General features: G+C 59.5%; 6 protein-coding genes. 2 read left to right on the forward strand and 4 right to left on the reverse strand.

Annotation, left to right across the window (positions count from 1 at the left end; genetic code table 11):
- Positions 1–45 precede the first annotated feature (45 nt).
- The 4 genes from PH562_RS26095 to PH562_RS26110 all read right to left on the reverse strand — a co-directional run bounded on the left by PH562_RS26095 (position 46) and on the right by PH562_RS26110 (position 13,743).
- Positions 46–2,532: a condensation domain-containing protein gene (locus PH562_RS26095; protein WP_285176619.1), complete on the reverse strand. Its 2,487-nt coding sequence runs from the start codon at positions 2,530–2,532 to the stop codon at positions 46–48.
- Complete coding sequence (locus tag PH562_RS26100) at positions 2,529–10,619, reverse strand: non-ribosomal peptide synthetase/type I polyketide synthase (RefSeq protein WP_285176620.1); 8,091 nt, start codon at positions 10,617–10,619, stop codon at positions 2,529–2,531. The genes PH562_RS26095 and PH562_RS26100 overlap by 4 nt, the downstream gene beginning before the upstream one ends.
- Entirely contained in the window at positions 10,616–12,529 is a 1,914-nt protein-coding gene (locus PH562_RS26105; protein WP_285176621.1) for a non-ribosomal peptide synthetase, read from the reverse strand. Before PH562_RS26105 ends, PH562_RS26100 begins: the two co-directional genes overlap by 4 nt.
- A 293-nt stretch (positions 12,530–12,822) precedes the next feature.
- A complete protein-coding gene (locus tag PH562_RS26110) occupies positions 12,823–13,743 on the reverse strand; it encodes a glycoside hydrolase family 16 protein (protein ID WP_285176622.1) in 921 nt (306 codons plus the stop codon).
- 72 nt (positions 13,744–13,815) lie between these two features.
- Here PH562_RS26110 and PH562_RS26115 point away from each other — a divergent pair, with 72 nt between their 5' ends.
- Both PH562_RS26115 and PH562_RS26120 read left to right on the forward strand, forming a co-directional pair.
- Positions 13,816–15,240 (forward strand): hypothetical protein, encoded by a 1,425-nt coding sequence (locus PH562_RS26115; RefSeq protein ID WP_285176623.1) that lies wholly within the window; start codon positions 13,816–13,818, stop codon positions 15,238–15,240.
- Entirely contained in the window at positions 15,237–16,457 is a 1,221-nt protein-coding gene (locus PH562_RS26120) for a polysaccharide pyruvyl transferase family protein (protein WP_285176624.1), read from the forward strand. Before PH562_RS26115 ends, PH562_RS26120 begins: the two co-directional genes overlap by 4 nt.
- The last annotated feature ends 160 nt before the right edge of the window (positions 16,458–16,617 follow it).

Below are 16,617 nucleotides of genomic sequence, written 5' to 3' on the forward strand. Positions count from 1 at the left end.
AAAGAGATAGAGCGATTCAGATATTTCGTGAAAAGCTGAACCGCTCTAGTCGTCGGTGAGTTTTCCCGAGAGCGTCGACGCCAGGTCGCGGATACCGTTGCTGGTCAGCGAATCCTCGTGCCAGCCGTCGATATCGACCACCATGCAGTCCTCTCCGACCGCCTCACCCCATCCAAATCGCATTTTGCGCGCCCGAGGATGCGTCGCACTGCTTCGAAGCAGAACGACGCTCTCATCCTTTGTCTGCGGCGGCTTATAGCGACGCGCTGCCGTCACCAGCAATTTCGTAACAGCCTCGTTCGCCTCCTCTTCGGGCGAGTATTGACCGGCCTTGACGCCGAAGATCCTCAGAAGCGCCAGGGAGACTTCGAACTCCTTGAGATAATCGATCAGCCGGATACGGCGGGACAGCAGTTTCCGGGTGAAATAGGCAAGACGCTTGCGCCGCCGCTCCCGGTGCCATCGGGCTTGCTCCCGCTTGGGCAAAGAAGCGAAATAGCCTGGAGCCCAGGCATCGATGATGGCCGTGACGCCGACATTCATGCCTTTTTCGCGCAGCTGCCGGCTGATTTCCATCGCAAGGACGCCATTGACGCAGAGTCCGACGATGGCAATGCGGCCCGCGGCCTTGTCGATCTGCATGGCATCGATCGCGTGGCCGGCGATATCCTCGATGCTGAGGCGGTCCAGGCCGCCCGTCAGATCCGCATGGAACATGTTGACGTTGTAGACCGAGATCTCGTCCGGCAATTCGTTGGCAAGACGGTAGTACAGGAACGGATGGTTGAGGGTATAGACCGTCCCGGTCCCCACCCCATGTTTGCAGGTAATCAGCTCCCATGGGTTTACTGCTTTTTCCCGCGGTTTCTCGATCTCCTCGCTGTTGAAGATCGCAGCTGCAAAGCCCGCAAACGTCGGCTGTTTGAATAGAAGCTGCAATGTCGGGCTTGCATCGAATCTTGCGCGTGTTTCCGATAGTAGCCGGAGCGCGAGGAGCGAGTGGCCACCAAGCGCGAAGAAATCATCATCCGGGCGTATTTGCGGAACCTGTAGGACTTCCTTCCAGATTTCAGCAAGCGCTTCCATTCGCGTATTCGGTGGCGATTTGCCTGTGACGGCGCCATCCACCGACGCAATCTTGGCGGAAGCTGCCAGGTGCCGCCGTTCCGGCGCAACGAGCGAAGAAAGCGGCGCCTCAGGGCGATCGAGAGCAATTTCATAAGCGTTCCTCCATAGTTGCAGGAGGCTTTCGATGGTGCTGGCTTCGAACAGATCGGCATTGTATTCGATCGACATGCGCCAGCCGGTCGGCCGTCCGATCATGATGAAGCTGAGGTCGTAGATGACGCCGGGCGACTGCGAGGGCGAGCTGATCAGCTCGAAGCCGCCGTAGCGACGATCTTCGAGAAAGGCCTTCTGCAGATTGAAGTTGACCGAGATCAGCGGATTGCGCGCCGGATCGCGCACCGGATTGACCAGTTCCACGAGCTTGTTGAACGGCATGCGCTGATGGTTCAGCGCCCCTTCGATCGTCGCGCTGACGGAGCGAATATGTTCGGCAAAGCTGACATCGGAGCCGAAATCGAAACGCAGCACCAGATTGTTGATGAAGACGCCGATCATATCCTCCAGATCGCTATGTTCGCGGCCGGCGATCTGCGAGCCGAAGAGCACGGTCGGTGCCTCGGTCAAGCGATGAAGGGCTGCGCTGAGGACGGCCGCGCCGAAACTATATTGCGACACGCAATGCGCGCGCGCGGCTGCATCCATGCGATCGGTGAAGGCGGGTGGCTGGACAATGGAGAGAATATCGCCGTGATTGGTTTTGACCTGACCGCGAGGCCGGTCGGAAGTGACTTCAAAATAAGGAGCACCGAGCAAAGTTTCGCGCCAGAAGGTTTTTTCCGTTTCGAAGCCGTAGCTCTGCAGATATTCCTGCTGCCAGAGGGCATAGTCACCATACTGCAAGGGCAGCTCGGGCAGGACAGGTGCGCGCCCCGCATCGATTGCGGCGGCTATTTCGCCGACCTCCCGCCCGAGGACACGGATCGACCAGCCGTCGAAGCAGCTCTGATGGGCCGTAATCAGCAGGAAGCCGCGCTCGTTTTCTGCCATCAGCAGCGTGACGCGGAATAGGCCCGGCATGCTGAGATCGAAGGGCGCCTGCGCCGTCTCCTCGCCGATCGACAAGATCCGTGCCTGGCGCTGCTCCGGCGGCATGCCGCGCAGATCGATCACCGACATCTTGAAATTGACGTCGCTGACGGCCTGCTGGAAGGGCTGACCACTTTTTTCGATGAAGCGGGTTCTCAATATTTCATGACGCTGAATGATCTTGCGAAATGCAGCTTCGAGGGTCGCAACCTTGAATGAACCCCGGATTTCCCACCGGACCGCGACATTGAGCGCGGGGTTGCCGGGATTGAGCTGATCGAGGATCCAGCAGCGCAGTTGAGTCTGCGTACAGGGAAATTCGCCGATGATCTGCGGTTCGGCAAGGGAACCGCTTGGACTATTGTCGACTGTACTCATAGAGATGCCCCCAGGCCGCGGCGTGCGCCGTTACGAAAATCTCGCAGTGATGGAATGTGAAGCTGAACAGGATCGGACAGAGCTTCCGCCTGGCTGTCGGCAAAGGCTGCCAGCGCGGCAATCGTCGGATGGCGCAATAGATGTTTTGCCTCGAGCGACAGCCCATTGTCGCGCATGCGGGCAGCGATGCGGAATATGGCAAGTGAATCGGCACCCAGCGCGTAGAGATTGTCGTCGATGCCGATGTCGCCAAGGTTCAGCACGTCCTGCCAGATCGCCAGCAGCCGTTGTTCCATTTCGGTTTTCGGCTGGACCTTGGTTGGCGCGGCACCACGCTGCGGCACGCCGCGCTGTTGCAAGGTCTTGCGGTCGAGCTTCCCGTTGCCGGTCTGCGGCAGCTCGCTTTCCATCACCCAGAAGCTTGGCACCATATGCGCCGGTAGATTGCCTTTGGCATGTGCCGCGATATCGGCTGCAAGTGCATCGCCGCCCTCCGCAGTCGGCACGATGTAGCAGACCAATGAACGATCGCCCCTGGCGTTTTCGGCGACGACGGTCGCACATTGGCGCACCCCTTCCACCTTGGAGATGACGGCCTCGATGTCGCCAAGCTCGATGCGGAAGCCGCGCAGCTTAATCTGCTGGTCACGCCGTCCGAGCAGCTGCAGCGAGCCGTCGGCAAGCCGCCGTCCGACATCGCCGGTCTTATAAAGCCGCATCGGCCTGCCGATGGCGAAGCAATGCGGGACGAAAGCCTTCTCGGTGAGATCGAGGCGATCGAAGTAGCCCTCGGCAAGCCCGTCGCCTCCGATGTGCAGTTCGCCGATGACGCCGACCGGCGCGATATTCTCGCTCTGGTCGAGGATGAAGAGCTGGGTGTTGGCGATCGGATGGCCGATCGTGATCGGTTGATCCGCATCTGTGATGCGCTGCAGCGACGACCAGATCGTCGTTTCCGTCGGGCCGTACATGTTCCAGAGCTCGCCGCCGATCTGAAGCAGGGAGCGTGCCAATTCCTTGGGCAGGGGCTCGCCGCCGCAGAGCATTTTCAGTGTCCGTCTCTCCTTTAGGCCAGCTTCGACCAGCATCTGCCAAAGCGTTGGCGTGGCCTGCAGCACCGTGGCATCATGTTCGTCGATGAGCTTAACCAGTGCAAAGCCATCCTGGACCTGGCTGCGGCTGGCGATGACGACCTTTCCGCCCGATATCAACGGCAGGTAGAGTTCAAGGCCGGCTATGTCGAATGAGATTGTGGTGACTGCGACAAGCGTGTCATCCGCACCGAAGCCGGGCTCCTTCACCATAGAGAGAAGGAAGTTCGTCAGGGAGCGATGCGAAACTTCGACACCCTTCGGCATGCCGGTCGAGCCGGAGGTGAAGATGATGTAGGCGGATGCGGTCGTGTCGACAGGCAGGGTCTTCAGGGCAAGGCCGGTCATCGAGTTGATCGCCTTGGCATCCTGATCGAGCCGGATAACAGGGATATCCGTCGCTGCGAGCCGAGCCATATCGTCGCTATCGCAGATCAGGCCGCGGATACGGGCGATTTCCAGCGTCTGCCGCAGGCGCGGTTCCGGATGTGCCGGATCCATCGGCACGTAGGTGTGCCCTGCCTTCATCACGGCAAGGAGGGCGACGATCATATTCAGCGAACGCTCGACCAATATTGCAATCCGCTGGCCGTGGTCGGGAAGCGCCATCTGGAGGTAGAGGGCCAGCTGGTTCGATCGGGTTTCCAGCTCACCGTACGTGATCGACTGGCCGTCATGTTGAGCGGCAACGGCATTCGGCTGTTCGGCTGCCTGTTTGGAAAAGAGCGAAAAGACGAATTGATCGTGATCGTAAGGCGCAGCCGTCCGATTGAGATCGTCGACCAGCCAGGACTTCTCAGCCGCGGAAAGCAGAGGCAGCTCGCCGATCCTGTGATCCATATCCTTGGCCAAGGCTGCCGCCAGTGTCGAGAAATGGCCGATCCATCGTTCCACGGTCGTGCGGTCGAAGACATCGGCGTTGTAGTCGACATCGATGCGGATGTGGTCGCTTGCCTCGATCATGTTGAAGAACAGGTCGAAGTTGGAGAAGGCCTTCGCATTCGGCTCGATGGTCGGCGTTAGATCGCCAAAGGACGATCCGCCGGCCATGCGCTCGAGGTTGAACTGGATCTCCGTGAGCGGCAGGCGGCGTGGATCACGCTTGGTATCCAGTTTGCGCACCAGCGTGCCGTAGGTGTAATCCTGATGTTCAAAAGCCTGGAAGACGAGCTGCTGCGTTGCTTTCAGATGCGCCGCAAACGGCTCCGTCAGCGATACAGCTTGACGCAACGGCAGCAGATTGACGCAATGGCCGACGAGGATCTGGCCGTTAAGCAGGCTTTGACCGGCCGAGGGAATGGCGATGACGATGTCATCCTGGCCCGATAGCCGTGATACCATCACCTGGAGGGTCGCCAGCAGCGTTGAAAATAGTGTGGCGCCCGACTTCGCCCCCCTTTTCTTCAGCGCCTTGTAGACGTCGGCGCCGATATAGCCGGTGCAGCTTCCGCCGGCAAAGCTGCGATATTCCGGCCGCGGGCGATCCAGCGGTAGATCGGGAAGATCGGGGACCGTCTTGAATTGATCGAGCCAGAATTGCTCGGTCGCCCGCGATTTCTCCGGTCTGGGCGAAAGGTCGGTCGAATAGGTCGCAAAGGAAAGTGCTGGCTGGAATTCCGGAACATTGCCGGCCTTGTAGGCCTCATAGGCAGTCGCCAGCTCTTCGATGAAAGTGTTGATAGACCAGCCGTCGCAGATGATGTGATGAGCCGTGAAGACCAGCACATGCTTTTCGGGTGCCAAGCTGATGATGCTGGCGCGGACAAGGGGGCCGTTGATCAGGTCAAAGGGCGTGTGAGCATCATCGTCGATGAGAATGGCGAGGCCTTGCTCATCGATGTCTTCAAGGAGTGGCAGTTCGAGCCTGAAATCCGGAATGAAGCGGAAAGACTCGCCGCTGCGGTCGAAGCGAATATGGAAGGCGTCGTGACGCGCAATGACCGTATCGAACGCTTGCCGGATGGCCGTCTCGTCCAGGGTTCCCTCCAGCGTCAGCGAGAAGGACTCGTTGAACGAGCAGGAGGCTTCGTCGCCCGCCTGGGCTGCAAGCCATATTTCCGTCTGCGCTTCCGTCAGCGGTGCGGATTGCGGCCTTGCGACAGATGCCTCTACCGGCATTGGGGATAGGGTTGGCTCCTTAATCGCGGTGAATATGCCGACCGCCTGCATGGCATCGAGACTGTCGCGGAAGGCCTTTGCGATGAAGCGGAAGTCGTCCTCGCTGTGGGCTGTTGTCAGGAAGCAGGGGTAACCATCCTGTATATGGACGCCATTCAATCGCATCTGCGCATAAAACAGTGCGCCGAGCGGGTCCTGACTGGAGAAGTCGGTGGCAAACCAGCTCTTGTAGCCGTGAACAACATCGGCGATGCCGCGTCTGGCGAGATCGGCCCTGATCTCGGCAACCAGTGCCTCTGTTCGCTCGGCGACGCGGCCGTAGAGGGCCGAACCCTCTCCCTGAATGTGATGCAACACGGCTTCGGCAGCGGCAAGCACCAGCGGATGACGGACGAAGGTGCCGGCAAAGAATGTCGGTGCCGTCATGGGAACGGAGTTGTCGCCGTAAGTCCAATGGCCGCCGTCGAGGGCATCCATGAAACGCGGGCTGCCGACCAGCACGCCGATCGGCATACCGCCGCCGACGACCTTGCCATAGGTCGCCATGTCGCCTTTGATGCCCCAGATCGCCTGCATCCCGCCGGGATCGACGCGGAAGCCGGTGACGACCTCATCGAAGATGAGGGCGAACTCGGATTGAGTGGCGATATCGCGCAATTCTCGAACGAATTCGCGCGGTTGCAGTTCCGGATGACGGCTCTGGATCGGCTCGATGATGACGGCTGCTATATCGGTTGCATTGGCGCGGATGAAATCGAGGCTCTCCGGCGCGCCATAGCGCAGCACCGTCATGTTCGACACCGAGGCCAATGGAATGCCGGAGGCAACCGGCAGGGCAATTGGCTTGTCGGCGCGATTGCGGCCCTTGACCAGAACCTCGTCGAATTGGCCGTGATAGTCATTGGCAAAGACCACGACCCGATCGCGTCCGGTGACGGCGCGTGCAAGCCGCATCGCGGCCATGACCGCTTCCGAGCCGGTGTTGCAGAAGGTCACCCGCTCGTGGCCGGTCACATCGGCAATCATCTTGGCGACATCGCCGGCAAGTGGCGTCTGCGGACCGATGGCAAATCCGCGATCGGCTTGAGCCTTGACGGCGTCGATTACGAAATCAGGTGCATGGCCGAAGGCCGTCTGCCCGAAGCCGTTGACCAGGTCGACATATTGGTTGCCGTCGATATCCCAGATATGGGCGCCCTTGGAATGATCGCAAACGATCGGAAATACCATTTCCTTCCAATCGGCGCGGAAGCCCGATGCGGATCGGGGGTCGGCCAGGTATCCGCGATGCTCCTGCGTGAATGCCTTGGATTTGGCATTCTTGGTTTCATAGGCCTTGGTGAGATCAGTGATGAACTCCTGCTTGGCGACGGAAATCTCCGATGTCACGCTTTTGGCACTTGGACGATAGAGCTTGATGCGCTCGGTGCCGAAATCGCTTTCGACGGGAGCGGACGAGGGCTGGCTTGCTGCAGCTTGCGGCGCCGGCAAGACGGGCGCTGCGGGTAAAACGGCCGATGCGGGAAGCCCGCTTGGTACGACGGTGGCCGGAGCACCGCCCTGCATGGCTTGCAACATCAACAGCTGTTGGGAAAACAGTGTTTGTGCCATCTGGATCTGCGATTGCAGTACCGTGGCGAGATCTGAGGCCGCAGCTGGCATCGATGCGACTTGCGGAACGGGCGCCGTCATTGGCGCGGATGCCGATACCGGCATGATCGGCATCGCCGCGGCGGCGATGGGAGAGGCCGCCGGCAACGGATCAGCCGTCTTCACCGGCTCAGGAGGCATTTGCTGATCGAGATGAACGGCCAGGTCGGCGACGGAAGGAATATCGCTCAGCAATTCCCGGAACGATATTTTGACCTTGAAGTCTTTCTCGATGCGCTGCGCGAACTGGCCGACGAAAAGCGAGTCGAAGCCGAGCTCCAGGAATGTCGCTGCCCGCTCGTCCGGCCCAAGCGTTTCGCCCGACATGTCGCTGAGCAAGGTCAGAAGCGCTGTTTCCAATTGCGGCAGACGGTTGGAGGTGGGAATGGGTGCTGCAACATTCATTGCTCGATTCTCCTCAGTGAGGTTGACGTCAGAGACAAAGGGTTCGGCGATTGGCCGACTGTCTGTTTCGGCATTCGGGCGCTGAGTCGATGCGCGACGGCTGGGTGGCGGGGCATCGATCCAGTGGCGCTGCCGCTGGAAGGGATAGGTTGGCAGGGACAGCCGCTGCCGTGCGGCGGAAGGATAGGTTGGCCAGTTGAGACGGCAGCCGGCCATCCATAGCTTGCCATGAGCTTCGGCAAGAGTTGCCGCAGCGGCGGATGCCCGATCATGTTCGGGCAGGCTTTGTACGACCGCGGCAAGATTGTCGCGTGCGATCGTCTGTGCGGCAAAAACCGACAGCGTACGCCCCGGCCCCACTTCGAGAAGAACCGGCTTGCGGTCGCGGCAGAGCGTGGCAAGCCCGTCGGCAAAGCGAACGGTGTCACGGCAATGCATGGCCCAGTAATCAGGCGAGGTTGCCAATTCGGCCGTCTGCCAATCGCCCGTGACCCCGGAGATGAAGGGGATGGTGGCCGTGCCGTAGGTGACCTTCTCGGTCTCCTGGCGTAGCGCCAGCGCTGCGTCATTCATCATCGCGGAATGGAAGGCGTGCGATGTGTGCAGCCTGCTGAAGGCGATTTCAGCTTCCGAAAGTGCTGCGCAAACCGTCTCGATATCAGCAAACGGACCGGAGATGACGCAAAGTTTCGGGGCGTTGATCGCGGCGATCTCCACCGCGCCGTGCAGGTAGGAGGCCGTCGTTGCTGCATCGGCACGAACGGATACCATCGCGCCTTGCGGCTGATGCTGCATCAACCGGCCGCGATTGGCCACGAGACGCAGGCCATCCTCGAACGAAATGACATTGGCGAGCGTAGCGGCAACGAACTCGCCAACGCTGTGACCGATCATAGCGTAGGGCTTGACGCCGCGGCTGAGCCACAACCGGGCAAGCGCATATTCAACGAGATAGAGGCAGGGCTGCGCAATGCGGGTTTCGCGCTGCTCGTCGGTGATGGCCTGCGTCGCTGAGCCGGTGTGGCAGATGTAGTCGCGCAGATCGAGCCCGAGCGTCATCTTCAAAAGCTCGGAACCGCGGTCGATCCAGCGGGCAAACTCCGGTTCTGAGCGGTAAAGTCCGGCACCCATGCCGACATATTGCGCGCCTTGGCCGGGAAACATGAACGCGACGGACGGCTGATCGGCGGCGACGAGGGGCTGGTAGCTCTCCGTCGTCAGCTTGAGGATCGCTTCCTCGATATTTTCGGCAGCAATGGCCAGCCGGTGACCGAACTCACGTCGTCCGGTTTGAAGCGTGTGTGCCAGTTGCGCCATCGAAAGCTTCGGGTTTTCGGCGAGATGGTCGCTCAGATTGGTGCGCATCTCGGCAAGCGCCTGCTTGTTGCGAGCCGAAAGGGGGAGAATGTGGGGTCCCTCTACCTCTTTCGACTGAGCCGGCGGGTAGGGAGGCTCCTCCAAAACGACGTGAACATTTGTTCCGCCTACGCCGAAAGCGCTGACACCCGCTCTTCGTGGCGCTTGTTCCCGTGGCCAATCGGTTGCCGTTGCCGGAATGTAGAAGGGGCTTTTCTCAAGATCGATGCGCGGATTGGGCTGCTGATAATTGGGCATCGGCGGGATTTTCCCGCTGCGCAGAGCCAAGGCCGTCTTGATGAGGCCTGTCACGCCGGCAGCCGCGTCGGTATGACCGATGGTGCCCTTGACCGATCCGAGCGCACAGCGGGCTGGCTCTGACGCATCCTGCGCGAAGGCGCGCGTCAATCCGTTGAATTCGATGGGGTCGCCGAGCGGCGTCGCCGTGCCATGGCATTCGATATAGCCGATGCTCGAGGGATTGACGGCTGCATTGGCGAGAGCCGTGGCAATCGCTTCGGCCTGCCCCTCCACACTCGGCGCCGTAAAGCCGACCTTGTCGCTGCCGTCATTGTTGATGCCATAGCCGCGAATGACCGCATAGATGTGATCGCCGTCCTTGAGCGCGTCCTCATACCGTTTCAGGAGGACGACGCCCGCCCCGCTGGCAAAAACCGTTCCGGCGGCGTTGGCATCGAAGGGCCGGCAGGTTCCGTCGGGTGAGGCCATGCCGCCTTCCTGGTAGATGTAGCCTCGCTTTTGCGGAATGGTCACGGAGATGCCGCCGGCCAGAGCCATGTCGCAGCTATAGGTCAGCAGGTTCTGGCATGCTTGAGAAACCGCGAGGAGCGAGGTTGAGCAGGCGGATTGCACCGTGAAAGCCGGACCGCGCAGGTTGAATTTATAGGCGATGCGGGTCGCCAGCGTGTCGTTGAGTGCGCCGACAAGCTCATGAAAGCAGCCGATCTGGTAGTTCGATGTGAACTCTTCCGCTTTGGCGCGATCGCGCAGAACATTGTTGATCAGGTAAGTCGGCATCGAAGAGCCGGCGAAAACCCCGATCAGGCCGTCATAACGCTGCGGATCGTAACCGCCGTCCTCAAGGGCTTCCCAGCATATTTCGAGGAAAATCCGGTGCTGCGGATCGGTAACGGCGGCTTCGCGCGGAAACATGCCGAAGAACTCGGCATCGAACATATCGGCACCGTCGAGATGAGGCCTTGCGGCGACATAATTCGGCTGTGCCCGCTCCTCGTCGGTAAACGCGTCATCGATCTCATCCGGCGAGAAAAGCGAAAAGGCGTTCTTTCCTTCGAGCACAAGGTGCCAGAGCGCCTGCACCGAAGGGGCGCCGGGAAAGCGGCCGGACATGCCGATAATGGCGATATGCCCGGAAATTTGCTCGCTCAGGTCCTCATCGTCTTCGAAATCACGCTGATTGCCATTGTCCTGGTGATTCCCTTTCATAAGGAGCTCCTGCGGATATGAGAGATCGCCTTTTTCTGCAGCGCGGCGCGCTGAGCCGCGGCGGCAAGACGGGTTGGGCCGGATGTGCGGCCGTCCAGGTGAAGCGCCAGTTCGCGAATGGTCGGATGACGCAGCAACGCAACCACGTCGATCGCGTGACCGAGCGCCTCTTCGAGACCGGCATGAATCTCCATCAGCTGAAGGGACGTGCCGCCGAGATCGAAGAAGTTCCGGTCGAGATCGACACCTTCGAGCGCCAATGCCTCCTGCCATAGCGTCGTCAGCAGTTCCTCCGTCCGGCTCCTGATATCTGCGGGCCTTGTTTGGGCTTCGACCGGAGGAGGCAGCAGTTTCGAACGATCGACTTTACCGGCCGGCGTCAGCGGCAAGGCGTCCACGATGACCGTGGCATTCGGGATCATATAGGCGGGAAGAGCCGCGCGCAGTGTCGCCATGACGCCTTGCGCCAGATCGGCGCCAGCGCCCACATGGCTTTCCTTCGGGCATAGATAGGCAACGATGCGCTTGAGGTTCTCGCCCTGTACGTGGCAAAGCACGATGCCGTCGGCAAGGCGTGGATCGCGGCGGAGCGCGGCCTCGATCTCATCAAGCTCGATGCGCTTGCCGTTGATTTTGATCTGCCGGTCGCGGCGTCCCTTGAAGGCGACGGTGCCGTCCGGTTTCAGGCAGGCCACGTCGCCCGTCAGATAGAAGCGTGTCACGCCATCCTTGGTTTCGATGGGGACGAATTTCTGTTCCGTCAGTTCCGGCCGCTTGAAATAGCCGATGGCCAGGCCGTCGCCCGATATCGCCAATTGGCCTTCAATGCCGGAAGGAACGACCCGCAATTCCTCGTCCAATATCGCGATTCCGGTATGAGCGATTGCCTTGCCGATCGGCAGCTCGGTGCCCGAAAAACTCGGCAGAACCTGAAAAGCGGTGGCAAAGACCGTCGTTTCGGTCGGCCCATAGGCATTGGTGAGCCTGCAGCCGGGATAGCGCTCCAGAAAGCGGCGGGCGTGAACGGCCGAGCCGACATCGCCTCCAAAGAGGATATGGCGAAGCTTTGGCAGGGTTGCGCGGGCATGATCGGCAAAGAGATTGAACAGCCCCGTCGTCAGGAAGGCGATAGTGACGCCTGTCTCCCGCATGAAATCGGACAGCCGTGAAATCGAGAAATCGGTATCGGGCATGACTGCCAAGGCGCTGCCGTTGAGGAGCGCACCCCAGATTTCGAGTGTCGATGCGTCGAAGGAGATGGTGGCAGTATGCAAGACGACGTCATTACGGTGGAAATCGATATAGTTCTGATCGAGAACGACCCTGGAAATACTGCGATGGCAGATCATCGTTCCCTTGGGCCGCCCGGTCGAGCCGGATGTGTACATGATATAGGCAAGATCGCCGCCCGTTATCTCGATGGACGGCATAGTCGCGCCGGGCCGGCGCGCCATTTCCGTGATAATGGCATCCGCTTCGATGACCCTGCCGTTCATGCTCGGCACGGCGGCCAGCTTCTCGCCATGGGCGGAGTCGACGAAAATGACCTTGGGAGCACATTCCGCGATGACGAAGTCGAGATGCTCCACGGGAAAGGCTGGGTCGAGCGGGAGATAGGCACCGCCGGCTTTCAGTATAGCCAGCGTACAAATGATTGCATTGACGCTGCGCGGCAGGAAGAGGCCGACAATATCGGCCTTGTGGACGCCTGCCTTCATCAAATGCAATGCCAGCGCATCGGATATGCGATCCAGGTCACGATAGGTGATGCGGATATCGCCGGAAACAAGAGCTGTTGCCTCCGGTACTGCTCTGGCCTGTTCGCGCAGCATCTGATGAAGGCAAAGATTGCGATCGTAATGCATGCTTGCTGCGCCAATTGCGTCTGCCTGCGCCTCGCGGTCAATCATTATCGCTCTCCGAGTTGTCCTGCGATGGATGACGGCATGTTGCGAAATGCTTCGTCGTCGATCGCAGAATTTCACGCTGGAGCAAAAGCACCAGCTGGTCATTGGGATGATTGTCCGCACCACCGAAAGTCGTAAGTCATAAGGGCGCGTAGCCATTTTGTCGGAAAGGTCCGCCATGGCGGCCGCAACCCGGCCGAAAGCATTATGCGCGGCGCCAGTCCTGACCATCGGGCGAAGGTCATGTAGTCGCTGCGGTTCGGGAAGAATTGCTGGAGAGTCCGATAGTGCAGAGGCTATTTGAACTGATAGGCTCTGACGTAATCGACAAACATGAAGGATGGGTCGGCCGCGGCCATCTTGGATATGCCGTCGACGATACCGAGGTCGATGAGCATATACATCGGCTGGCGATGTTCTGGCGGAATTTTGGTTTTCCAGACGAGATTACCGTCGAAATACATGCGTATGAAATCGGAATCGATCTTCACGCCATAGGTGTGCAAGTCAGCAGGATTTGCGGTGGCGAATACGTTGACGCGGGAAAAGGCAGAATCGTGCCGCCCATCCCGATGCCAGACATGCACCGTCGAAGAGTAGGCGCCGGGCTTATCGCCGTAATATTCGATGACATCTATCTCGGCGGTAGCCTTCGAGCGATCCTTGCCGATAAGCCAGAAGGCTGGCCAGACACCTGGCCCATCCGGCAATCGCGCCCGCATCTCGAAGTAACCATATTGCTGAGAAAAGCCATTTCCATGCTCGTCGACCGAGGCAATCAAGCCGGAGCGCCATAGACCTTTGCTGTCGCGTGCAGCGGTAATGCGCAACATACCGTCCTGTATTGCGAAGGGAAAGTCGCCGCTCGGATCCGAGAAGCGAGCACCGCCGAAGTCGCCATTCCATGGTGTGTGGGAAATCCAGCGGGTACCAGGACCCCAGGCGGAGATGCTGAGATCGTTGAAGGCATCCTCAAAGGTGAGTGTCATGCTGCTGACATCGAGCGTATCGCCGGTATCACCGGCGCGAACAATTCCTACATCCATGATCGAAACTAATGCAGCTGCAATTGCCGCGCGAAGAAATACGCGGCGGTTACCCATGCATCGAACATTAGATATCGGCGAGAACTGATCCATACATGTAAGCATGAACGGTACAATTTCTGCGGTATAGAACGTATTTCGGCCAGCACGTCCACCAAAAGGCTTAGGCACGGCGGAAATACAGCTGCATGATGCCGTGGTAGCTTGCGGCGAAATTGAGGCAGAACAACCGGATTGCCAGACATGAATGCCATGGGGCTCGTAACACTGATTGTCGGAGTTGTTGCGCTGACCGCGCCTGTGCGATGGTCGTTCATCATCATGGTTTTGTCGACGGTATTCGGTGCGGCAGCGGCCTTCAGCATACCCGGCCTCGGCGGTGCATCCGTCCTCGTTCCGAGTCTGTTTCTGATATTCTTCGCCGCACGGTTGTTCGCAGCCTGTGGGGAGGGGCCGTTCCTCGGCTCCCTGGCTCCCTGGCGTCCAGGTTTCTTCCTGCTGCTTCTGACGGCCTTCGGCGTCTTCTCGGCGATTTTCTTCCCGCGCATGTTCCAAGGCATGACGCAGACGATGACGGTTGAACGATCGATCGGGGCACGTAACCTGATTGCGCTGGTGCCGCTACGTTTCTCTTCAAACAATATCACTCAATCGGTCTACGCGGTGGGCGGCCTCATCTGCTTCATAACAACCTTTGCCTTCTTTCGGCGTCAGGGCACCCCTTCGGCCTTTATCAACGGCATGCTGGTTGTCGTCGGTGTCAATCTCGGCTTCGCGCTCGCCGATATAGTGACCCATTTCACCCATACGGACTTTCTGCTGAGTTTCGTGCGGACAGCCAATTACGCGCTCCTGACCAATGCCGAAAAGGGCGGGCTGAAGCGCATTTCAGGAACGTTTCCCGAAGCATCGGCCTTCGCCGATTTCACGCTCGTGCTCTTTGCCATCGTCACCAGCCTTTGGCTTGGAGGCATCCGTTCGAAGGTCACCGGCACTTGCGCAGGTCTGCTGCTGGTCGCGCTGATCCTGTCGACGTCGGCGACCGCACTTGTCGGGCTCGCCGCCATTCTGCCGATCCTCAGCCTGCAGTCATTTCTGGCCTCCCGTCGCGAACCCGGCGCCGGCCGGCCCGTTCTGATCGTGTCCATTCTGGCGAGCATGCCGCTCGTCATCTTCTTCGTTCTCATCGTCATGCCGGAGCTCGCGCATAATCTGCACGATTTTCTGGACGAGATGCTCTTTTCGAAGGCCGATAGTCAATCAGGGCGCGAGCGCTTCATGTGGAACGCCATGGCTTACCAGGCCTTTCTGGACACGAGCGGCTTTGGCGCCGGCCTTGGAAGCGCGCGGGCGTCGAGCTTCGGGCTGGTGCTGCTGTCCAATATCGGCATCTTCGGCGCGCTGCTGTTTGCGATGTTCGTCGCTCGGCTGCTCATGGCCGACTTGCGCGTCTCGCATCCATCATCGCGGGAAACCACTGCCGTTCTGCGCGCCGCCAAGGCCGGGATCATCACGGTTCTCATTTCAGCGGCCACGTCCGGTACGGTGTATGACCTCGGACTGATGTTCTACATCCTCGCTGGCAGCATTTCCGCGCTGAGTGTCGGAGCACGGCAGATCCGGAGCGACTACAGCCCGCAGTTGCGTACCATCGGGGAGCTGCAATGAAGATTGTCGTCTTCAACGTCAAATACAGCGAAAACCTTGGCGACGGGCTGCTTGCTGAATGTATCGAATCCGCCTTGGCGAACAGCAGGGATGAGATCGAAGTGGAGACGATCGATCTTGCCGGACGTCAGGCCTTCGCGACAGGCCATGGCGGCCGCAGACGGCTCATGCTGGGATTGCTCCATCGACTGCCCGCAGGCGCCCGTCGGCGGCTTGTTCGCGCAGTCCTGGAACGCAGGCTGCGCGCGCTTCGCGGACAATGGGAAGAGAAGGTTGCGGTTGCCGATGCCGTCGTGATCGGCGGCGGGAATCTGTTTCAGGACGACGATCTCAATTTCCCGTTGAAGATCGGTGCTGTGCTCGATTGCGTCGTACGGTACGATCGGCCGCTTGCGATCTATGCGGTTGGGGTCGGCGGCCACTGGTCGGAGCCCGCATATCATCTCTTTGCCCGATTGAAGCAAGCGCGCCTTGTTCATCTTTCGGTGCGGGACGGTTTTGCGCAGGATACCTGGCGCGAGCACTTTCCCGATGGGCCTGGTGCGAAGATCGTTCGTGATCCCGGACTGCTGATCCAAGCCTCGCCGGGGCATGAGGGTGTGCGCGTTCCGTTCAAAGGCCCTTTGACCATAGGTCTGTGCGTGACAGATCCCATCGTCCTGCATCGGCACGGTGCCGTTCAGACCGATGGTATCCCCTTTGCCGATGTTGAAGCCTACCGGAATCTGATCGAGCTTCTCCTGGATGACGGCCAGCATGTGGTCTTGTTCTGCAACGGAGCCAAAGAGGATCAAGCCTTTGCGGAGCGTATCGGTGCTTCGGTCGCCAAGCATCGTATCGTCAGGTCCGGCACCCTTGATATTTCCAGACGGCCGCGGCTTCCGATCGATCTCATCCAGATCATCCAGTCGATGGATGTGGTTCTAGCTCACAGATTGCACGCCTGCATTGCCGCCTATGCGCTCGGAATTCCGCATGTCGGCTTAGCTTGGGACAGGAAGGTCGAAGGCTTCTTCAATTCCGTCGGGCGCGAAACCTATTTCATAAAGGGTACATCGCCGCCGCCGAAGCACGTCGCCCTGCTGCTGAAAGCAGCACAGCAGGAGGGCATAGAGGCGCGCCGCCATCGCGACACGATTTCGGAAGCCCGCGCCGGAATCTCCAACATGCGGCGGCATCTGGTCGAGCGCGACCAATGCGCTATGTCGCGAATATAGCTGCACGCAAAGCGATACAAGAGGCTCTCAGTATAGAATTTATGACACTGGCGGCAATACTAAAAAATATACATAAAAACGGCCAATTTTGTCGCGCTATGGCGGTAAACATTCGAGGAACAACGGATATCGATTTGCAATAAAGACATCGTGAATTTTC

The sequence above is a fragment of the Rhizobium centroccidentale genome (genome assembly GCF_030182565.1).
In the GTDB taxonomy this organism is placed as follows: Bacteria; Pseudomonadota; Alphaproteobacteria; order Rhizobiales; family Rhizobiaceae; genus Rhizobium.